This window comes from Fulvitalea axinellae (assembly GCF_036492835.1).
Classification (GTDB): Bacteria; Bacteroidota; Bacteroidia; order Cytophagales; family Cyclobacteriaceae; genus Fulvitalea; species Fulvitalea axinellae.
Genome location: NZ_AP025314.1, coordinates 3,208,675 through 3,230,136 on the forward strand (window position 1 = coordinate 3,208,675; position 21,462 = coordinate 3,230,136).

Here is a 21,462-nt window from a genome sequence, read left to right on the forward strand (position 1 = left end):
AATTATATTTCAAAAAATCACCAATCAAATAAGATCTCTATTCCAGAAAACGGGGTTCCCCCAAACCATACAGCGTCAATCTGTCCTATTTTCCTTTTCCAGTTCTCTATAATAAATCTGAAATTCCCTCAATAACTCAATAAGCTGAAACGACAACTCATCCATTTTAAACGGATCCTTTTCAGTCTGTTTCTTATACTCTAACCAAGGTTCCAAAGTCGCTTCAAGGCGTGTCATATTCCGCAGTGACAACGGGAAGAAATCAACTGTTATATATGCCGGCATGTGCTTTAGAATAATCGACCGGAAAAGCCTTTCGAATTCCGTATCCTGAAAACGCCGAGTCCAATTCGGGTACGCCACACTTATGCGGGATTCGTAAAAATCCGACGACACTTCTTTCGCTACGTTTTGCAACCTCACAAACTCAAATTTCGATAGTGCCAAAGCTTCCGTTAACTGAATTGATTTGAGGTATTCGGAAATATCCGTGGCTTCGGCCATTGCTTCAGCTTCCGTTAAATAAGAACCGGACGCTTTGCCTAATCTGGCATGACTCAATGGGTCTACAATCAACAATTCCCACTCGTCAATTGCCTCCTGATTAGTCACAAAACAATCCATGGAAACCCCTTTTCTTAATAATTCGAAAACCCGGGCTCGCTGAGCGTCAAGACTATCGGCGACTGGGCTCACCAAGAAAACCTCTCCCCTGTCGTCGTAGAGACGAAAATGGTACTGATCCATATGCGACGGACGCAAAAGGATGTGTTCTATCACATGAAAACCGTCGCAGAAGCGGTTTAGACCCTCAAAATTCTTTATCAGCTTTCGCTTCAGGTCACGTAAATCGTCCAAACTGTCACTAGAGGCCACTTGCGTTATCTCATCCCCGAGGACCAGATGCAACGACGGCTGACTTTCTTCCCCGTCTCTTAGAAGTTTAAAATTCTTTTTCAAAACCGCACTACGGAAAAGCCTTCTCAAAAAATCTGGTCTTTCCGAAACGATTGTCACGCTATTGTCCCCAAAAGAATTCGGAATATGGTCGAACCCCGGAATACGCAATAAATGTTCACGAACCACATCTTCTTTTTCAAAAGCGTGTAAAGTTCTATATTCCGGATCTAGATCCAACAAAAGGCATACTTTGCGCTTAAAATCCGGGACATTATGTTTTCCGGTAGGCTCCAGTCCATAATTGTAAGCCCTTGACCGGTATTTGCTTAGTTCCGGGTATATTTTCAGTAATTCGCTTTTTCTGCGAATCGCCGTTTCAGGTTTATCTTTATATAAAACGGATGAAAATGTTCTGGAATCTTCACCAAAACGGGCCAACAAATGATCCAACGCCCGGTTCCGCCTATCATAAAAACTCTCTTCCGGATTCGCCGTATCCTCCACTTTTCTGGATATTTCTTTTAACCCAGATTTTAGCACAACATCCAAGTCCGGAATACTCTCCGGGAGTTGAGTGAAATATGTTTTTTTCAAATTTTCATTCAACGAAAAGAAATGTTTCAGATTCGCTAGTTGGGCTAAATGATTTGCCATCAATTGCTCAAAAAAATACAAATACGCTTTTAGTTGCGCAGCTCTACTTTTTCTGTCGGCGCTGGCTTTTCCCGGAACGCCTTCCGGACCCACTCCATATATTTGCGGAAATAGGTTTTGAATTGAATCATAACGCTGAAGACCGTCTAGGTTTTTGGTTTTGAACTTGTCGTTTTTCTCAAAAACCCGCCTGATTTCGAAAGCCTTTTGCTTTTGGGCCTTCATTAATCTAAATGAACGCTTTGTCGCCCCGATATCCACCGGATAACGAACCCCTTCGCTATACACTTTTATTCTCGAAAGAGTTAAATCAACGTCCAAAGCCGAAAAACTGTCGGAAGGAACTTTTACCACTTTGTCTTTCGCTCTTTCATATTGATCCAACAATACTTCGAATTTTCTTAAAGAGCGGATATCTTCCTGTGACAATAACTTTTGTTCAAGCGCTGGAATATTTATCAAAGCGCTTTTCTCGTGCAAGTCACGGCTTCTTATAAAACCATGAACCGGTTTCGGACCGTCAAAGGCTTCTTTTCTCGACAAATCATCCAGAGTATGAAACTCGACTCCCGGGTTAAGGAAATCTTCCAGCTCAAAAAGGAGCTTCGCCAAAAGCATTTCCACATTCACCCAGCTTCCCACTTCTATTTCCGCCTCAATCCCGACCGGATATTCCTTCAATACCGTTACGGTGCCTATATCCTCGCACAGGTTCCGGTTTCTCATATATAGTTTCCGCACCTTTTCGGCCACTTTCCCTTTTCTGTTTTCGAAAAGGTTTCTGCGTGTCTGGATAAAGATATCGTAAGTGCCGGCCGGTTTTTTTCTGGGCTCAAACCAAATATTAGAGATTTCGGGAATTCTGTCGATAAACATTTTCCGATAATCCTCAACAGTTACCGGGCCTGTAGTCAAAATCGTTTGGGCGTCGAATAACGCGTTTTCCCGCGCAATGTTTTCGGGGCGGTCTTCACCAAAGAACAACAAATCCCCCACATCGAAACTGGTTCTGTAGCCCAAATCCGTAAGGGCGTACACCAGCTGTTCCAAAATCGTATAGCCGGGATCGTGAGCGTTAAAATCTGTCCATATTTTTCCGGAAAGCTGTTGCGCAAGGTCCAATCCTTCGCGCATTAGTTTTCCGAAATCCATGCTTTCGGAGTATTTTAATTTCTTTTCTAATGTTACAGGTTCCTGCATACCAAAAGGGTTTGTGTCGGGTTAGACGTCCTCGTTAGAAAAAAGAACCCGGCCTGAGCCGTCAACATTTTCGTTACAAATTTTGTGCTACTATTCTGAACATTCCGGTGATTTGTCGGTATCCGGCCATTGCGCAGGTTTTAGTGTCGAGTTTTTTACGGTTTGTGTATCCACTATTTGGGGGATTACGCTATTTTCGCGTCGTACTTGTCCATATTCACAAACCATGTGGCGCGCGAACGGCGCGGGGTACAAGTCTGTCGTACGCACCGGTCACCGAAAGACGGCGCCGTGGGCAGGCCAAGACAGGACTTTGAACGATCTCTTTTGACCGCGGCGACGTCGCGGCCCTATCTTGTTTCTTGGTATTTTTCGGAAGGTCGCAAAGCCGAACCTTCCGACAAGCCTCCGGACGGCGCTTCGATTTCGCGGTCGGTTACGTGAACGACAACGGTTTTCCGTTCGCTCGCTCAACTTAACCTTTATTAATTCGATGGTACTATTTTATCAAGGGGTTCATCAGAACCTTTTCGCCGTGGAATACTCAGGCGAGGCCCATCCGCAAGACTTCGACAAACTCAAGTGGCTGTTCGGCAACGCCGAGCGCATCGAAGCCGAAAACGTGGAGGGGACTTTCGTCGGCCCGAGAAAGGAAATGATCACGCCTTGGAGTACAAACGCCGTGGAAATCACCCAGAATATGGGCATCCAAGGCATCCAGCGCATCGAGGAATTTCATCCGGCCAAAGACGGCGACACCTTCGACCCGATGCTCCAGGCCCGCTATGAAGGCCTCGGACAAGACGTTTTCACAATCGAGAAACAAGCCGACCCGGTAGTTTACATCGACAACATCGCTGAATACAACAAGGCCGAAGGATTGGCCCTCAGCGACGAGGAAGTGAATTACCTGGAAGGTCTTAGCGAAAAACTCGACCGCAAACTGACCGACAGCGAAGTTTTCGGATTTTCGCAAGTAAACTCGGAGCACTGCCGACACAAAATCTTCAACGGCACGTTCATTATCGACGGCGAAGAGAAGCCGACCTCCCTCTTCAAACTGATCAAGAAAACTTCGGCGGAAAACCCGAACCATATCGTTTCGGCCTACAAAGACAACGTCGCCTTTGTGGAAGGACCGAAAGTCGAGCAGTTCGCTCCGAAGAGACAGGATATCCCGGATTATTTCGAGACAAAGGAAATCGACACGGTGATTTCCATCAAAGCCGAAACGCACAACTTCCCGACTACAGTCGAGCCGTTTAACGGCGCGGCGACCGGTACCGGCGGTGAAATCCGCGACCGTATGGCGGGCGGAAAAGCGGCTGTTCCTTTAGCCGGTACGGCGGTTTATATGACCTCATACCCTCGCCTTAACGGCGGACGTCCGTGGGAAAAAGCGACCGACGCTCGTCCTTGGCTTTACCAAACGCCAATGGACATCCTGATCAAGGCTTCGAACGGCGCCAGCGATTTCGGCAACAAATTCGGCCAGCCTTTGATCTGCGGTTCCCTCCTTACTTTCGAACATTTCGAAAAGCAAAAGAAATACGGTTTTGACAAAGTGATCATGCTTGCTGGCGGTGTAGGGTACGGCAAGAAAAGCGATGCTTTGAAAGAAACCCCGGAAGCCGGCGAGAAGGTTGTCATCATGGGTGGCGACAACTACCGGATCGGTATGGGCGGTAGCGCCGTTTCGTCGGTTGACACCGGCGAATTCGAAAACGCAATCGAGCTCAACGCCGTTCAGCGTTCGAACCCGGAAATGCAGAAGCGTGTTTGCAACGCTATCCGCGCGATGTCGGAATCGGATATTAACCCTATCGTTTCCATCCACGACCACGGAGCGGGCGGTCACTTGAACTGCCTCTCGGAGTTGGTTGAGGATATTGGCGGTAAAATCAACGTTGACAAACTACCTATCGGCGACCCTACACTTTCATCTAAAGAAATCGTAGGAAACGAGTCGCAAGAGCGTATGGGGCTTGTTATCAAAGAGAAAGACATCGACTTGATCAAAAGCATCGCCGACCGCGAAAGGGCTCCTTTCTATGTTGTCGGTGACACTACCGGCGACATGCGTTTCAGCTTCAAAAACAATAAAAACGACGAGACTCCGATCGACCTTGAGCTGAAAGACTTCTTCGGCAACCCGCCGAAAACAGTCATGAAGGACAAGAGCGTACCAAGCGACTTCGAAGGTATTTCTTACACCAACGAAAAAATCGCCGAGTACCTAACCGACGTTCTTCGCCTTGAGGCCGTGGCTTCGAAAGACTGGCTCACTAACAAAGTGGACCGTTCGGTAACCGGACGCGTAGCGAAACAGCAATGCGCCGGTGAACTTCAGCTTCCGCTGAACAACGTCGCCGTAATGTCTATCGACTTCCGCGGAAGAAACGGTATCGCCACTGCGATCGGCCACGCTCCGGTAGCCGCCATGATCGATCCGAAAGCGGGTTCGGTAAACGCTATCGCCGAGTCGTTGACCAATATCGTATTCGCTCCTTTGAAGCATCGCCTCAATGGCGTTTCGCTTAGCGCGAACTGGATGTGGCCATGTAAGAACGAAGGCGAAGACGCCCGACTCTACAAAGCCGTGGAAGCCGCCAGCGATTTCGCTTGCGCATTGGGAATCAACATCCCGACAGGAAAGGATTCGCTTTCGATGACCCAAAAGTATGGCGAGGACGTAGTTTACGCTCCCGGTACTGTCATCATCTCGGCCGGAGCCGAAACCGAAGACGTTCGCAAGGTTGTGGAACCAGTGGCGATCAACGCCGAAGGTAGCGCCATCTTCCATATCGATTTGTCGAAAGACGCGCTCAAGCTTGGAGGCAGTAGCTTCGCCCAAACTCAAAACAAGCTTGGAGACGACGTTCCTACTATCAAGGATCCGGCGTATTTCAAAAAAGCTTTCAACGCCGTTCAGGAATTGATCTCGGCAGGTGAAGTTTTGGCCGGACACGATATCTCGTCAGGTGGTTTGATCACCGCTCTCGCCGAGATGACTTTCGCATCCAAAGGACTCGGACTCGACATCGACCTTTCCGCTATCGAAGAGCAAGATCTCGTTAAGCTTCTCTTCTCTGAGAACAGCGGTCTGATCATCCAAGTTCGTGACGAAGAGAAAGCCAAAGCATTCTTCGAAGAAAACGGCGTAAACGCCACGATGATCGGTATCCCTTACGCCGACGAGTTTATCCGCATCCGCAAGGGCGACGATATCTTGGAATTCGGCATCGACAGCCTGCGTGGCGCTTGGGCCGAAACTTCTTACCTCCTCGACAGAGAGCAGACTCGTGAAGATCTCGCCTTGTCTCGTTACGAAAACATCGTTAACGGACCGTTGTCGAACACCTTCCCTAAAAACTTCGAAGGGACTTTCGCCTCGTTGGGAATCGATCCTGACCGCAAGGAAAAATCGGGAATCAAAGCCGCTATCATCCGTGAAAAAGGCGTAAACGGCGACCGCGAGATGGCCTACGCCATGCACCTCGCCGGCTTCGACGTGAAGGACGTTCATATGACCGACCTGATCTCGGGCAGGGAAACCTTGGAAGACGTTAATTTCATCGTCTTCGTGGGCGGATTCTCAAACTCCGACGTCCTCGGATCGGCCAAAGGCTGGGCGGGAGCGTTCCTTTACAACCCGAAAGCCAAAGAGGCTCTCGACAAATTCTACGCCCGCAAAGACACGCTCAGTCTTGGCGTATGTAACGGTTGCCAGTTGATGGTTGAACTTGGATTGGTTACTCCTGACCATGAGGAAAAACCGAAAATGCTCCACAACGAATCGGGCAAATTCGAATCGGCGTTCTTGGGAATGAAGATTCCGGAAAACAACTCGGTTATGCTTCAAAGCCTCGCCGGCACGGAAATGAGCATTTGGGTAGCGCACGGAGAAGGCAAATTCAGCCTGCCATACGGACAGGACAAATACAACGTTTGCGCCACGTACAGCCACTCGCATTACCCAGCGAACCCGAACGGCTCCGACTTCGACACAGCCGCCATGGCCTCCGCTGACGGGCGTCATTTGGTGATGATGCCACACTTAGAGCGCGCCATCTTCCCATGGAACTGGGCACATTACCCTGCGGATCGCAAGAATGACGAAGTTACGCCTTGGATCGAAGCTTTCGTTAACGCCAGAAAGTGGGTTGAGGCTACAAAATAATTTAGCTATTGGTCACTCCTTTTGGGGATTATAAGCAGAAAAGCCGGACGAAATCGCCCGGCTTTTCTTATTTCAAATTTTATCTAGAAAATTAAATCTTAACCGATTTTCCTTTCTCTTTTGAACACGGCAGGATTTCCCTGATAGATTCCGTAAGCTTCCAAATCTTTAGTGGCAATCGAACCCACGGCCAGCACACTGTGCGTAGCGCAAGTCACGCCCGGGCACACAACTGTTTTCGCTCCAATCCAAACTCCGTCTTCCAGAACGATTTCCCCTATTGTCAAGTCGAAAGTCGTGCGCTTATAGTCATGCGACCCTGTGAGCAACATCGCGCCTTGCGATAGGCAAACACTTTTCCCCAAACGAATATCAGCGAGATTATCAATCCAAGTATCCTCACCTATCCAGCAATGGTCCCCGATTTCCAATCGCCACGGATGCTTAATATTGACGGAAGGCTTTATCACTACACCTTTTCCCACTTTGGCTCCGAAAAGACGCAACAACGCATTCTTCGGACCTGAGAACGGCAACCAGGAGGTCCGGAACACGAAAGCGTTCACGTAGAACCACAGCAGGCGCTTAAGAATATTCCCGCCGGGCTTATACCACGAATTCTCAAAAACGCTGAAATCAACCTCGTTTCGCCTCTTTTCTAACTGTATTTCGGTATCCATATCCTTATTCATGACAAATCATCGTCGCAAGACAATCTCTCAAGATCTTTATTTCACCAACCTTCCTAGTACTTGCGCAACTCAATATTTAATCACAATTTTACCTAAATTCAATGAAACTACCAGCATGAAGATAAGAATACCGGCTCTCCTGTCCCTTTTTGTCTTGCTTTACTCGCAAAGCGAGGCGCAAGACACCTCCATGCCTTTCAACCGAGACACACAGCATCGCATAGACAAAGCGGTGAATCTCAGCGGTAACAAAGCGAATATCCATACGGGACTAAAGCCTTTTGACCGTTCCGATATAAAACGCACGCTGGAAACAGCGCAAGAGCAAGGGATCAAGTTTTCTCCGGAAGACATTTTTCTTCTTGACCAAGGCAACTGGTTGGCGCAAGACAGTCTGAGAACAAGAAAAGGGTTTCTCAAATACTTCTTCACTAATGGAAATGATTTTTACCATGTAAATGAAGACCGGTTTAAACTCAGACTAAATCCTGTGCTTTATGTAGGCGGAGGAATCGAGAAAGACGCCGACGACAAGCTATTCATTAATACCCGCGGAGCGGAAGTAGAAGGCTTGATCGGAAAGAAAATCGGGTTTTACAGTTACATAGCCACTACACAAGCCCGATACCCTGAATATGTAATCGGTAAAGTGAACCAAGGAAACGCCATTCCTACCGAAGGGTATTGGAAAAAATTCAAAGAGACTGGATACGACTACTTCACCGCCCGCGGTTATATAAGCTTTAATCCGATTGAGGAAATAAACGTTAAGTTCGGTTACGACAAGCTCTTTGTCGGCGAAGGGTATCGCTCCATGATTTTGTCAGATAACCCGAATGCTTATCTTTTCCTGAAAACTGACACCAAAGTCTGGAAAATCCGCTACACGAACCTTTGGGCGAAAATGACCAGCCAGCCTTTCGGACATTTTAACCAAGAAGAGCAAAGCGCAAAATTCGCCAAATACTTTGCGATGCACCGCTTGGGAATCAATATTACCCCTACACTGAATGTTGGCTTGAGCGAAACGATCACTTACGGCGACGTACACGAAAACGGGGAAGCTTATAGCCCAAAAGCCGAGTTTTTTGTGCCCGTAATCTTTTACCGCGCCATAGAACTTGAAACGGGTAGCTATGATACCGACGCAAAGGTAGCCTTGGACGCTAAATGGAATCCATGGCCAAGGCTCAGCCTCTATGGCCAATTCCTCTTGGACGAATTCAACTTAAAATTCTTCAAACAAGACGGCTGGTGGGCTAATAAATACGCAGTCCAAGCCGGGGCAAAATATTATGACGCATTAGGCATAAAAGATCTCGATCTGCAAGCGGAATTCAATACAGCATCGCCTTACACTTATGCGCACGCCACCAACTATACCAGTTACACGCATTACGGTTTGTCACTCGCCCACCCGCTTGGCGCAAACTTCACGGAATTGGTAGGAATAGCTCGTTACCGTCCGCACAGGCGACTCGAAATGGTACTGACTTCCATGTTCGCAGATTATGGAACCAGCGACGGCGACAATAACTGGGGCGATGACCCAAATAGAAGTTACAACGACAGAGTTCAGGATTTCGACAATAAAATAGGCCAAGGAATAACCAACCAGACGATCACGGCGGATCTGCGCCTTTCATACCGTCTGTTTTCCAACGCTTTTATCGACTTGCGCCAGATTGTGAGGAATCACCAAATGGCTGACCAACCAGACAAGACAGCTTACGCTAGCACGGTCGCCTTTAGGTGGAATATCTCCGCCAGAGAGGACCTCTACTAAGCGAGACAAACTTATTTTGAGTATTTTAAACAGGAAAAACACACCGAACGGAAAGTCCGGTATGTTTTTCCTTCCTACACTTTTTAAAATCAGGATATGAAAACTTTTACGCTAACCGCCATTCTTCTTTTCTCCCTTAGTGTTCAGCACCTTTGCTTTTCGCAATCAGCGGATGAGGCACGACAACATCAATTTCGGTTCACCCACGATTCTTTGAATATCTTACGGGAACTTCCCGCCGACTTTTCGATCGGAATTTCTTCGCCAGGATTAGAACCAAAAATGGCTTTTAACCAAGCCCTCCAAAGAGCGCTTTGCCTAAGGGCTTGGATGAAAAACGGCCAAACCTTTTCACTTTCTGAAATCTATGAAAACACGAAAGAAGATTTCAGGACTTCCAGCTACGATCAGTACCAAGAAATGATAAAACTGGATGCCTCTCTTGCGATTAACTTTCATCAATTTAAACTAGACTCAGTTAGGCTATCTTCTTCCGAATATATTGTCGTTCTAGATTTCGGAAAACCGGGAGCTATTCGTACAGAAGCAGACTCAATTACGCTAAGTTCCACACTAAACCTCCACAGAGTCTCTAAAGTCTATGATAAAAAGAAACAGAAAGACCGAATCGAATATTGGTCTGAATTGAAGAGAAACGGACAATTGCCCCAAGGGATTTCAGACACGATATACATACACAATTACAAAACATCAGTTAAGCCAAGTATCGATAAGCAACCGCATAACATACCGACCGGCAGATACCGATACAGCCTTCCTTCCGGAGGAAAATGGCTGTTTTTCGAATCACCGCACGGTTTATGGCCAGAGGTAGTCGCTTCTTTCCGAAAGGAGCTTTTCAAGCATTCAATCAGCGATCAGGTACAGTTCAAGTCCGTCTCCGACATTAGTCTGGATGCCAATAGGCACACAAGCGTAAGCCAACGGCTTAACCTCGCCCAATTGGCAGGCAAGACAAAAAAAGAACATTCGATCAAGACATTCGAGGTTCGAAAAAATAGGATTGAGATTCAATGGTCAAAAAAAGAGGAAGAGACCACTCCGCTATAGCGCCACGGTCTCTTCCCAAATATTTCTTTCTGATTAACCCAAGGCTTATGCCTCTTCAGCAACCTCCACCTCAAGGTTTTCTTTCTCAGGTAAAGGTTTAGAATTGTCCGGAAGAATAAGGTTCAAAATCACCCCAACAACACTCGCCAAACCGATTCCCGCCAGCTTCATGCTCTCATATGAGGCAACCGCACCGCCCATTCCTACAGTAAGAATGACGGCCACAATCACTTGGTTTCTCGTTTTGTTCAGGTCTGTTTTCGATTCCACCAAAGACTTAATCCCCACATTGGCAATCATTCCGAAAAGCAAAAGCATAATACCACCCAGCACTGACTGAGGTATCGAACGCAAAAAGCCACTGATTTTACCCACAAAGGCGAAAACAATCGCACCCACGGCCGCTATTCGGAGTATTTTAGGATCTTTGATTCCCGTAAGTTGAATCGCGCCTGTCACTTCCGAATAAGTAGTGTTCGGTGGACCACCCAAAAATCCGGCGAAAGTTGTGGCTACACCATCACCCAACAATGTCCGGTTCAACCCCGGATCCTTCACATAATTCTTACCGGCTACATTCCCGATAGCGTACATATCACCCACATGCTCGATAATCGGCGCAACGGCAACAGGCAACAAATAGATAATCGCGTTCCAGTCCAACTCCGGTTTCGTAAACTCGGGTAAAGCCAACCAAGGAGCCTCGACAATCGGCTTAAAATCTACGATACCGAACAGAATTGAGGCTAAGTAACCGACAGCTATACCGCCAAAAATAGGCACCAATTTGATCATCCCTTTGCCATAAGTCACGGCCACGACCGCCGTTAACAACGACAATATAGCAACGCCCCAATGTGTGCTTGCCATATTAACGCCTACAGGCGCCAAAGAAAGACCAATCAGCATAATAACCGGCCCGACGACAACCGCAGGGAAGACTTTCTGGATCAACGCCTTGCCTTTCCACTTCACAAGCATGGAAACCAAACCGTAAATCAGGCCGACAACAACCAAACCTGACAACGTGCCCGGAAATCCATAAAGCTTTGTCGCCTCCTGAATCGGCGCGATAAAAGCGAAACTACTACCCAAAAACACCGGCACCTTCCCTTTTGTGATCAGGTGAAAAATCAACGTTCCCACACCCGCCGTAAAAAGCGCCACGGAAGGATCAACCCCAATCAGCAACGGCACCAGCACCGTTGCGCCAAAAGCGACAAAGAGGAACTGCACCCCCAACACCGTGTCTTCAAATGCGGAGCTCCCCGCATACGATTTGTTCATACTCATGGTTTCAGTTTTATAGAGAATTTTCGCAAAGTTACAACGAAAGCTCGCCTATACATATGATCTGAATGCCGATTATGTCAAAACCTTCAAATAGTTTAAACTTTCTCCCCAAACAATCCTTTGCTTATGTTAAAGGCATATTTATTTCCAATTGATGAGACAAGACACCTAAACAGTTTTGGACATGAAACAAATAGCACTTACCCTCATAATAATCATTTCAGCATGTGCCGTCACGCTAGCCCAAACCTTCGCAAAGATCGACACTACCGCTAGCGTTGTGGTCTGGAAAGGCTCTAAGGTTGGCGGAGAACACCATGGAAACCTCAACCTGAAAAGCGGGAAACTAATCATTGAAGACCAAAAAATAACAGGCGGTGACTTTACAGTCGATATGACTACGATTACCAACTCTGACTTGACAAGTAAGAAATGGAACAAGAAACTGGTCAACCACCTTAAAAGCGGAGATTTCTTCGATACCAAAAACCACCCGGACGCTTATTTTAAAATCAACGATATCAGCACCGCCCCAAGTGGCAATGCGGGCGAATACACAATCAGCGGGGATATGACGGTCAAGGGAATAACAAAACCGATATCATTTCCAGCCAAAGTTACAATCAAGGACAAATTGTTGACGGCTAAAGCCGACGTTATAATAGACCGTACAGCGTTTGATATCCAATACAAATCCGGCTCATTCTTCGACAATCTAGGCGATAAACTCATCCATGATAACTTTGAGTTGAAAATAAACCTGACCGCTAATTTGGAGTGACAATGGCACAAGCAGTGCACCAAATAACTTCCATCAATTCGAAACGTAAATCAAAAGGCATTAGATCTTTTTAAAAAACTGGATATGGCAAACGACAACTTTTATTACGATCGCAAATTCTATGTAAACGGCGAGAAGCCGATCAGGCTCAACGACTTCCCAACAGACTACACCGAAAAATACAAAGACGAAGACGATGCGGAAGATCGCATAGCCGATATTATCAAACAGCTCAACAAGCTACAATACAGGCTGTATGCCGAGTGCAAATATTCCTTTCTTATAATCCTTCAAGCCACTGACGCCGCCGGCAAAGACGGTGTTTTGCGCCATGTTCTCAGAGGAATAAACCCTCAAGGTTGTCAAGTTCACAGTTTCAAATCGCCTACGCACCTTGAGCTCAGGCACGATTGGATGTGGAGGCATTATCGGGCTTTGCCTGAAAGGGGGATGATCGGAATCTTCAACCGTTCGTACTACGAAAACGTCTTGGTAACCAAAGTCCATCCCGAATTCATTTTGAACGAAAACATTCCGGGAATCGAAAGCACAGACCGGATAGACAGAGTATTCTGGGACAACCGCTATAAGGACATCCGGAATTTCGAAGAGATGTTGAGCAGAAACGGAACCGTAATCATGAAGTTGTTTCTAAACATGTCTAAAGACGAACAGGCCCGTAGATTCCTCTCAAGAATTGACGAAGAAAGCAAAAACTGGAAGATCTCGCCCGCCGACTTCGCAGAACGTGAACATTGGGACGATTACCGCCTCGCCTTTGAAGACATGATAAATAACACGTCCACCCCTTACGCTCCTTGGCATGTTATTCCTTCGGATCACAAATGGTTTTCGAGAGTACTAATAGCCGAAATCCTAATGGAAAAAATGGCTTCGTTAAGATTCATAACACCCGAAGTCACCGACGAAATGAGGGAAAAACTCAAAGGAATCAGAAAAATTTTGGAAAAAGAACTCAAAAAAGAAAAGTAGACCGCTGAAAACATCTCGGAGGCGAATCTTTGGCCCAATTCTTTCTCCCCACAAACAAACTTGAAACCAAAGATTCTCCCGAGATGAATAAAAGAAATTTTATCAAAGCCGGCTCCCTTGCTAGTTTGGCCGCATTTATTCCAGCTGGAGCGGAAGCAATCGTCAAAGGCCTAGACGGTCTGAACATTGTCGACAAGAACGGAGTCTATACGCTTCCTCCGCTCCCTTATCCGTACGACGCTCTCGAACCGCATATCGATGCCAAGACTATGCATCTCCATCATGATATCCATCATGCGGGTTATGTAAAAGGCTTAAATAAAGCCACCGAAAAAGTCAAAGAATGTATTCGTGACAACGACTATTCCCTAATAAAACATTGGGAACGCGAATTGGCCTTTAACGGGTCGGGCCACTTTCTCCATACAATATTCTGGGGAAGCATGGGCCCCAAACAAGGACGAATCAGTAAAGACCTACAACGGTATATTGACAAAAGTTTCGGCTCTTTCGACAAATTCAAGGCGTACTTTAGCGCAACCTCGAAAAGTGTGGAGGGATCTGGCTGGGGAATTTTGGCCTATCAACCCTACTCCGATAAGTTGGTCATTTTACAAGCCGAAAAACATCAAAATTTATCACAGTGGATCAGCGTTCCGATCCTTCTCATCGACGTTTGGGAGCATGCTTATTATCTGAAATACCAGAATCGGAGAGGCGATTATATAGATGCGTTTTTCGATGTTATAAACTGGGAAACTGTATCCGAAAGATTCAATGCAGTAAAAACTAACAAATAATATTTTATCAAATAAATATCATCTTAAAACATAACCAAGAGCATAAAAATAAAAACACTGCAAATTTATACACATAATTATATTAGAAACTAAATAATATAATCACCACCAATATCTATATAGATAAAATTTACAAGGAAATTTCACATAAATACATGTTCATTTTTAATTGTGCAGTTAAGTTATATTTTCAAACAAATAAATACACTTTAATAAATTTAGCCACATATTCATTATTTCATTAGATTAGCGACAACTCAGAGCAATAACACACCTCATCGCATTATTTTTAACATTAAAACAAGAACATATGGCTTTTCCTTATGGGATTTTTAAAAGGAGCACCATTCAATCAGCATTTAATGAAAGAAAATTTCTTAAATCTCAGCTTGAACACGCCGAAACACTATTGTCTCGTTTCTCGACTAAAGACAATCTCAATATAAAAATCACTGAAGACACCCCGCCACTAATAAAAGAAATCGCCAAACTGTTTTCAGAGATCAACCTTTCCAATGAATTAAACGACCAACGGATATGGGAAACTGAAGGGCTCACTAAATTCAACGCGATTCTCAGGGACGCATATAATGGATTTGAAAACAAAGGGGACAAGCTACTTTCAGATCTTTGCGAATATATTGGGGCCAACCAAGCATGCCTACTACTTGCGAAAGGGAACGAAAAGGATGAAAAATACCTTGAGATGATCTGTTTGCATGCTTACGGCAAAAAAAAGTACAAACGCAAAAAGGTTGAAATCGGAGAGGGCATCGTCGGCGAGGTTTTTCTCAACCAAAGCAAAGCCTATTTAACCGAAGTTCCAGAAGAATATATCAATATCGGTTCGGGTTTGGGTGAGGCGCGCGCCACAGCATTGTTGTTAGTTCCGCTGACACATAATAACGAAATGCTTGGAGTACTGGAACTTGCCGGCTTCAAGCCTTTTGAGCAAAAAGTGGTTGAGTTTGTGGATAAGCTCGGAAGCAACATTGCTTCAACGTTATTTGCGAGTCAAAACAATGAGAAGACAGAGCGTCTTCTTGTTGAATTTCAGGAACAAGCCGAAATGCTTAGGGCTCAAGAAGAAGAAATGCGCCAAAACTCCGAGGAACTCCTAGCTACGCAAGAGGAGATGGCTCGGAAACAGGACGAACTGATCAAACTAAAAGACACACTCGAAAACGATGTAAAAGCCCAAACCCAAGAACTACTCAAATCAGAATCGAAACTCAAAGAGCAGGCTCAGCGTTCGGAAAGCATGCTATCCGCAATCCAAAGCTTTACCCTTTGCGCCGAATTTGAAATGAATGGGGCCATCATATCGGTGAACGAACCTTTTCTTGAGGTACTAGGCATGAAGCGGGAAGAAGTTCTCGGGCTTAATCACAGAGATTTTGACCGCGGAGTACAAGACATGGAGGTTTATCAAAAGTTTTGGTTACGCTTGAAAGCTGGTATTCCTGTCCGAAAAGACACAACTGTATTGCTACCTGACGGAAGGGAAATCATCCTCGACGAAAATTACATCCCACTTTTGGGAACGGACGGCAAACCCGTTTCGGTCATAAACATATCTATGGATGTAACGGAAAATAAGAATCGGGAGAAGTCCTTACAGGAACATACCGAGGAACTAAGGGCCCATGAAGAAGAGCTTAAACAATCCATGGAAGAGCTTCAGGCAACGCACGAAGAGATGAACCGCCATGTGGACGAACTCCATGGCTACACTACCGCCATTGACGACATCTACCCTGTCGTGGAATTTGACGAACAAGGCAAAGTCGCAAATGTCAACACCCGCTTTTGTAAAATGACCGGTTATTCCGAAACAGAAATCATAGGGCAATCTATCGGTATTTTTGTTCAAGAAAGCGACATGTTAGCAATTGACGCTTTCGCTAAAGTTTGGTCAATTGTAAAAGAGCAAGGCAAACTTGACCAGGTCGTCAAACGGTATACCAAAGACGGGCAAGAGTTTCACACCCTTGTTCACTATCGTCCGTTCAAAAACACTTCTGGGCAGATCACTAGAATTATCTGCATTTGTGAGGATTACTCGGACATTAGAAAAAAACTAGGAGAAGATCTTTTTGGCAAGATTTTCCTTGAGAATGCTTAAAACATAATATTGGGAGGGGAAATCCCCTCCTTATACCACCCCCCAAAGCCCTAAACCCCTCGACTCTAACTTGTCCAAATAAAATGGGCCCAAAACATGTTGGGCAATATGGATATAATGCCTTTCAATTTCTTCTTTTCTGAATTTCTGAGGAGCCGAATCCCCGAAAAAATCCCTTACAGCCGCTTCTTCTTTTGACGAGGGCGTTGTGAGGTTTGGGTTTTTCTTATATGCTCTTATCAATTTTTCTTCAGCCTCCAACATGTCTAGGTCTTCTGAAAGCTCATCATAAAGTTTCGGATCGAAAGCGGTCGCTCCTGTTCCTTTCAACAGCGGCAAGTCAAAATCCGAATGCCCTCGCATCACGATATCCCGAACCCGCTGGCCATATTTGGCAGTGTTTATATATGCCCTACCATAGCCTCCTTCCTCATGATGCTGATGAAAATGCTGAAGCTTATAGCCTACGTTCATCAGGATTGATTGCATCTGTTGTTGACGTCCCAAACTGATTTTACCTCCAGATTGCATTCCCTTTACCACATGAGTCGCGGCACCTTCATTATAATACGCTTCGTTTGCAAACACCAATGCCTTGCCCTGCACTAAATCAAATCGCTTGATATTTTCGCTTAGCTGAGCCAACAAATCGCTATAGCGTTTAGGGTGAAGCCTTGGGTGGGTTATCATGGCCAATGCCCGCAAAATCACTCTGCGTTCTTCAATAATTTTCTTCACTTTATGCAACTCCCCTTCATACAGTGCATCTTTAGCGGCCGCCTCCAAGTGTTGGGCATCCATCACTTCTCCCCTCCTGTCCATAGCGGCAGATAACGATCTCATAGTTTTACCTATTTGCCCGTATGTCTCTCCATGCAAGATCTGAGTTTTGTTGAAAATCGCATCCATTTCCCGAGCCACTATTCTATCGATCGCCTCCACACCATAACGACTTCCATTAGTTTTCAAAAAATTCCCCAAAGCCTGTACCGTGTTTCTTTTGAAGTCAATCCACCCGACTCCATGAGGATCGGTCATAAAGAAAAATTGACGGATCGGAAGGAAAGACAGCGCCATTTGCAATACGTGTTTTTCCGCCTTTATTCTTGCATAAGTATCTGAATGCCTCTTAAAAAGCGGCGCCAATTTCACCTGAGCGAACTGGGACATAAACCCACTGGTATATACATTCGTGTCAAAAACGACTCCTGACGTATGATTGCCCCACTGACTTCGGAAAGTAATATTAAAAAAACGAACTGCTTCCGTTTCCAATTCCTCCCTACCAGGGATAATAAAAGTAATATCATAATCCGATGTCGTGGAAGTGCTCCCAGGGGCTGACACGATCAACAATTGCGAACCGATATGTAATTGCCACCCTTTTTCCTTCTTACTAGCGTACGAAAACGCTTCCTTTTGCCCCACGGTAGCCCCAGGAATGAACGAGGCCACATGTTCAGCCGTTTTCAACAACAAATCATCAACTACAACCGTCCGGTAATCCAGTAAGCCACGCATCAAATCCAAACGCTTCTCATACTCTTCACTATCGGTAGCGTATTGCTCATACGCCAGATGCTCTTTCGCCTTAAACCAATTATAGCCATAAAGCCTCAATACATCTTTATACCCGTCTTGATATGATGTATACAAAACGTCGGGAAAAGCCGGTATCTCATTCTTTGGAGGGCTGTACCCTTCCGCTAAAGACGAACGCGAAAAATGCGTAAACACCTCACCCTCACCCAACGAACTGTTAGACGATCGACGGCGCCTATGGAGTTTCCGTCTTGTTGGAGGATCCAATGCCGTTCCTTTGTCCCCTGTTGAGGGGCTACTCTTAGGACTATATTTTCTTCTTTGTCGGGAAAACAATCAAACTACTTTGTATTCAACTTTCGTATGCAAAAACCAAACTCAGCTCTCTCTTAAAAAAAATAAGGTCCCCCCCGTTTGGCAGAACCTTATTATATATGGATACGTTGTGCAATTTTCTTAATCCAAAATGCCTTATTTTCATTCATCCCATGAAGCGATGAAAAGGGATAAAACCACCCTTACTTTAAAAGGAAAAACTTAATCGAAAAATGGAAACTCCCCCTTATCCTTACAAGGAAAATCAAGCAACACATTTCTTTTCAGAATATGGCGCACCCAAGGTCCATTCTTACCATATCCGTACAAAGAAACTTAACATTTTCTAATTTAAAACAACTAATTCCGATTTATTGCCACACATGCTTTCTCCATCAAAAAACACAAACCAAAATGCAAAAACCGAAAAAAATCACTAAAAGAGAGGTTTATTTGAAGCGCTTTAATCCCACACTTCATTCCCGCAAGTCAAGTTCAAACCCTACCGCCCCATCACTGACTTTCACTCCATACTCTAAGATGTTGAGACATTCGGTTTAATCCAATTTTCATTGTTAAAATCTACATATAATTTCTTCACAGTTTATGAAGAAATGGAAACTCACTCAAAAAAAAGCGTTACCCAAACTCAACGTTTGCACTTCAAAACATGGACACTTTCCTGTCATTTCATACACAGTCGTCATATCAATTCCTTACACTAACCAAAGTTCTTACAAACTCTATTCAAATGACAATACTCTCTCGCTTCACCGAATCATAATACCGCACTAAATGCTAAAATTTCCTCCAAAAAAAAGAGGACAAAATGCCCTCTTTTTGGTATTCGAATATTTTATTAAACAGTTTATTCCGCTAACGCCCTTTGCCTTAAAGCTTCGAAGATAAAAGCGCCCGCCGCAACCGACACATTAAGCGAAGCCACCTTACCGTGCATTGGTAGCTTAGCTCGTTCTGAAGCCATTTCCAACAATTCTTTGGAGACGCCATTTTCTTCAGAACCCATAATTATAGCTAATGGACCACCTAAATCCACGTCGTACACTTGAGTATCTGTTTTTTCGGTTGCCGCTACCACCATCATTCCACTTCCTTGCAGATAATCAACGGCCTCTTTCAAGTCATCCGCTCTACAAATCGGAATATGGTTTAGGGCTCCGGCCGAAGTCTTCATGGCATCCGGACCAATCCGAGAGCTTTCTCTCGCAGGAACCACTATAGCGTCCACTCCAGCGCATTCAGCTGTTCTGGCAATAGCTCCGAAATTACGTACATCAGTGATACGGTCCAGAACCAATACAAATGGAGAGCCTCCTTTCATATAACATTCCGTCACGATATTATCAAGAGACGCATATTGGATAGACGAAAGGAAAGCAATCGCTCCCTGGTGGTTTTTCCGGGTGACTCTATTAAGTTTTTCTAACGGCACTTTGGCATAAGGCACACCGTAATGCTTGACTTCTTTGAAAAGCTCGCTCATCAACTCATTATTGATTCCTTTTTGAATCAATAACTTATCGATTTCCCGACCGGCTTTAATTGCCTCGATAACAGCCCTGATTCCGAAAACAATCTCGTCCGAAGAGATCTTCTTGGGCTTTCTTCCATATTTTTGCCCTTTCAGGTCTTTGCTCTCCCTTTTCTCCATAAGTCCTTCGCTCTGTACCATTCGCCCATATAGGATCTTGACCGCTTCAAGCGATATTCGTCAGTACCCATCAGGCCGTTTTTTCGCACAAAGGTAAACTGAATTTTCGACTTATCCCCCTCATCCTCGTAAATCCACACCTCTTTCTTCTTCTTCTTGTAGACTTTGTCAGGGGTACCAAACAAAATAAACACCATCCCCTTATCTGTCTTCCAGCCATCTTTTGTCCCCGTAAAAAACGTGTTCGCCCACATCACCTGTCTATAATATTTCCTGACCGCCAATTGCGCTCGGTCAGTCGATCGGATCTGTTTTAACCAAAACAAGTCTAGGGCGTATCTTTTATCTTTGTTTTTTTGCAGATTCTCAAATTCCTTGGGCTCAGCTATATATTGTAACGGCCCCAATAATTCCTCAACCGAAACATATTTTGGATAATACTCCCCGACAATCTTAAGTGGCAAATACTCACGGCGCCCGCTTCCCGTCTCCAATATTGAGTAATAAAGCCCTTGTGGCAGATCAACAGACGCAGACAGCTCAGCCCCTTCCATCTGAATCACGAATGTAGAGTCCTGCTTCTGCTTTTTCTTCTTCCGCATTCTTTTATAAGGCACACCCGCACCCATAAATTCCGACTCCTTATACGCCAACTTCATGGGAAGTTTCCCCTCCGTTCTCGTGCGCCTTACGTTCATTATATTCTCTCTGCTAACAAAGTCCTCGATGTAAACTCTGCTATCGTTCCAAACCAAAAAGCGACCGTATTTAGCCGGCTTGCGCAAATCCAGATCAAACCAATAACTATAACGCCCATCCAAAGTCGTGAACTTCATAATCAACAACTCTTCACCTTTCTCATATGGAACATCAAAGCTCAGGTAGACCCTCTTCCCCTCCTCCTTTTTAGCGTATTGCTGATAAGACATAGGAACATCCCTGTTCTTCCAGCTATCCGAATTGTAGTTTCTCGTAAGGGTATAACTCAAGAAAAAGACATCATTAATGCTTCCTTCCCAGTTCATGTTCACCCAAACATTGACGTTATAATAATCACCATTACGATAAACTTTCCCTTCCACGCTTACCGGAGCTACAGGGTCATATAGATACCGTACATTCTTTTTGGCAAAAGGTTGCGCACTAGCGATTGTAGTCAAAATCAATAAGCATAACACAAGAAAGGCTTGTCCCAGATGTCGCCATATGGTATGAATTAAAGGTTTCATAAGAGGGGTATTTAACATTGAACAAGGACACACAAGCCAAAGCCCTTTATACAGGTGGAAAACAAAACCTGAACAAGCTTTCAGTTAAACACATCTAAAAACTGGACCACTATTGCATTGTTCACTTAAAAAATGAAAAATAACCCTGATGAATAACTATACCCATCCTCCTAACCACCTCCGTTCATTATGTTAAATAGATATAAATAAAAAATTTAATTCTTAGACA

General features: G+C 45.0%; 13 protein-coding genes. 7 read left to right on the forward strand and 6 right to left on the reverse strand.

Annotated elements, in window-relative coordinates; translation table 11 throughout:
- Positions 1–75 precede the first annotated feature (75 nt).
- Positions 76–2,754, reverse strand: a complete 2,679-nt coding sequence (locus tag AABK39_RS12045) for a hypothetical protein (protein WP_338391602.1) — start codon at positions 2,752–2,754, stop codon at positions 76–78.
- A 493-nt stretch (positions 2,755–3,247) separates the two neighbouring features.
- Here AABK39_RS12045 and purL point away from each other — a divergent pair, with 493 nt between their 5' ends.
- On the forward strand, positions 3,248–6,934 hold the full coding sequence (purL, locus tag AABK39_RS12050) for a phosphoribosylformylglycinamidine synthase (protein ID WP_338391603.1): 3,687 nt from the start codon (positions 3,248–3,250) through the stop codon (positions 6,932–6,934).
- 98 nt (positions 6,935–7,032) lie between these two features.
- On the opposite strand, the gene AABK39_RS12055 is transcribed toward purL, so the two are convergent.
- On the reverse strand, positions 7,033–7,626 hold the full coding sequence (locus AABK39_RS12055; protein WP_338391604.1) for a WcaF family extracellular polysaccharide biosynthesis acetyltransferase: 594 nt from the start codon (positions 7,624–7,626) through the stop codon (positions 7,033–7,035).
- A 115-nt stretch (positions 7,627–7,741) separates the two neighbouring features.
- On the opposite strand from AABK39_RS12055, the gene AABK39_RS12060 reads away from it, so the two are divergent.
- Together AABK39_RS12060 and AABK39_RS12065 are read left to right on the forward strand one after the other, a co-directional pair.
- Positions 7,742–9,412, forward strand: a complete 1,671-nt coding sequence (locus AABK39_RS12060) for a hypothetical protein (RefSeq protein WP_338391605.1) — start codon at positions 7,742–7,744, stop codon at positions 9,410–9,412.
- 282 nt (positions 9,413–9,694) lie between these two features.
- Positions 9,695–10,483 carry a hypothetical protein gene (locus AABK39_RS12065; protein WP_338391606.1) on the forward strand — a complete coding sequence of 263 codons (789 nt, stop codon included), beginning with the start codon at positions 9,695–9,697 and terminating at the stop codon, positions 10,481–10,483.
- Positions 10,484–10,528: 45 nt separating this feature from the next.
- On the opposite strand, the gene AABK39_RS12070 is transcribed toward AABK39_RS12065, so the two are convergent.
- Positions 10,529–11,776, reverse strand: a complete 1,248-nt coding sequence (locus AABK39_RS12070; RefSeq protein WP_338391607.1) for a uracil-xanthine permease family protein — start codon at positions 11,774–11,776, stop codon at positions 10,529–10,531.
- 184 nt (positions 11,777–11,960) lie between these two features.
- On the opposite strand from AABK39_RS12070, the gene AABK39_RS12075 reads away from it, so the two are divergent.
- The 4 genes from AABK39_RS12075 to AABK39_RS12090 all read left to right on the forward strand — a co-directional run bounded on the left by AABK39_RS12075 (position 11,961) and on the right by AABK39_RS12090 (position 16,475).
- Entirely contained in the window at positions 11,961–12,557 is a 597-nt protein-coding gene (locus tag AABK39_RS12075) for a YceI family protein (protein ID WP_338391608.1), read from the forward strand.
- Between the two features lie 84 nt (positions 12,558–12,641).
- Positions 12,642–13,550 (forward strand): PPK2 family polyphosphate kinase, encoded by a 909-nt coding sequence (locus tag AABK39_RS12080; RefSeq protein WP_338391609.1) that lies wholly within the window; start codon positions 12,642–12,644, stop codon positions 13,548–13,550.
- Positions 13,551–13,633: 83 nt separating this feature from the next.
- Positions 13,634–14,350: a superoxide dismutase gene (locus AABK39_RS12085; protein WP_338391610.1), complete on the forward strand. Its 717-nt coding sequence runs from the start codon at positions 13,634–13,636 to the stop codon at positions 14,348–14,350.
- 310 nt (positions 14,351–14,660) lie between these two features.
- The gene (locus AABK39_RS12090) at positions 14,661–16,475 is read left to right on the forward strand and encodes a PAS domain S-box protein (protein ID WP_338391611.1); all 1,815 of its coding nucleotides are present in this window, start codon (positions 14,661–14,663) and stop codon (positions 16,473–16,475) included.
- Positions 16,476–16,505: 30 nt separating this feature from the next.
- Here the strand turns inward: AABK39_RS12090 and AABK39_RS12095 are convergent, their stop codons facing one another.
- From AABK39_RS12095 to AABK39_RS12105, 3 genes are all read right to left on the reverse strand, one after another.
- A complete protein-coding gene (locus AABK39_RS12095; protein WP_338391612.1) occupies positions 16,506–18,353 on the reverse strand; it encodes a hypothetical protein in 1,848 nt (615 codons plus the stop codon).
- Positions 18,354–19,200: 847 nt separating this feature from the next.
- A complete protein-coding gene (gene rlmB, locus AABK39_RS12100; RefSeq protein ID WP_338391613.1) occupies positions 19,201–20,004 on the reverse strand; it encodes a 23S rRNA (guanosine(2251)-2'-O)-methyltransferase RlmB in 804 nt (267 codons plus the stop codon).
- The gene (locus AABK39_RS12105; RefSeq protein ID WP_338391614.1) at positions 19,977–21,233 is read right to left on the reverse strand and encodes a GWxTD domain-containing protein; all 1,257 of its coding nucleotides are present in this window, start codon (positions 21,231–21,233) and stop codon (positions 19,977–19,979) included. Before AABK39_RS12105 ends, rlmB begins: the two co-directional genes overlap by 28 nt.
- Positions 21,234–21,462 lie beyond the last annotated feature (229 nt).

What these genes read in the sequence shown, in the direction of transcription:
- purL (WP_338391603.1), top strand. Translation starts at nt 3,248, where the DNA reads ATGGTACTATTTTATCAAGGGGTTCATCAGAACCTTTTCGCCGTGGAA.
- AABK39_RS12080 (WP_338391609.1), top strand. Translation starts at nt 12,642, where the DNA reads ATGGCAAACGACAACTTTTATTACGATCGCAAATTCTATGTAAACGGC.
- AABK39_RS12060 (WP_338391605.1), top strand. Translation starts at nt 7,742, where the DNA reads ATGAAGATAAGAATACCGGCTCTCCTGTCCCTTTTTGTCTTGCTTTAC.
- AABK39_RS12085 (WP_338391610.1), top strand. Translation starts at nt 13,634, where the DNA reads ATGAATAAAAGAAATTTTATCAAAGCCGGCTCCCTTGCTAGTTTGGCC.
- rlmB (WP_338391613.1), bottom strand. Translation starts at nt 20,004, where the DNA reads ATGGAGAAAAGGGAGAGCAAAGACCTGAAAGGGCAAAAATATGGAAGA.
- AABK39_RS12075 (WP_338391608.1), top strand. Translation starts at nt 11,961, where the DNA reads ATGAAACAAATAGCACTTACCCTCATAATAATCATTTCAGCATGTGCC.
- AABK39_RS12045 (WP_338391602.1), bottom strand. Translation starts at nt 2,754, where the DNA reads ATGCAGGAACCTGTAACATTAGAAAAGAAATTAAAATACTCCGAAAGC.
- AABK39_RS12055 (WP_338391604.1), bottom strand. Translation starts at nt 7,626, where the DNA reads ATGAATAAGGATATGGATACCGAAATACAGTTAGAAAAGAGGCGAAAC.
- AABK39_RS12065 (WP_338391606.1), top strand. Translation starts at nt 9,695, where the DNA reads ATGGCTTTTAACCAAGCCCTCCAAAGAGCGCTTTGCCTAAGGGCTTGG.
- AABK39_RS12090 (WP_338391611.1), top strand. Translation starts at nt 14,661, where the DNA reads ATGGCTTTTCCTTATGGGATTTTTAAAAGGAGCACCATTCAATCAGCA.
- AABK39_RS12105 (WP_338391614.1), bottom strand. Translation starts at nt 21,233, where the DNA reads ATGAAACCTTTAATTCATACCATATGGCGACATCTGGGACAAGCCTTT.
- AABK39_RS12070 (WP_338391607.1), bottom strand. Translation starts at nt 11,776, where the DNA reads ATGAGTATGAACAAATCGTATGCGGGGAGCTCCGCATTTGAAGACACG.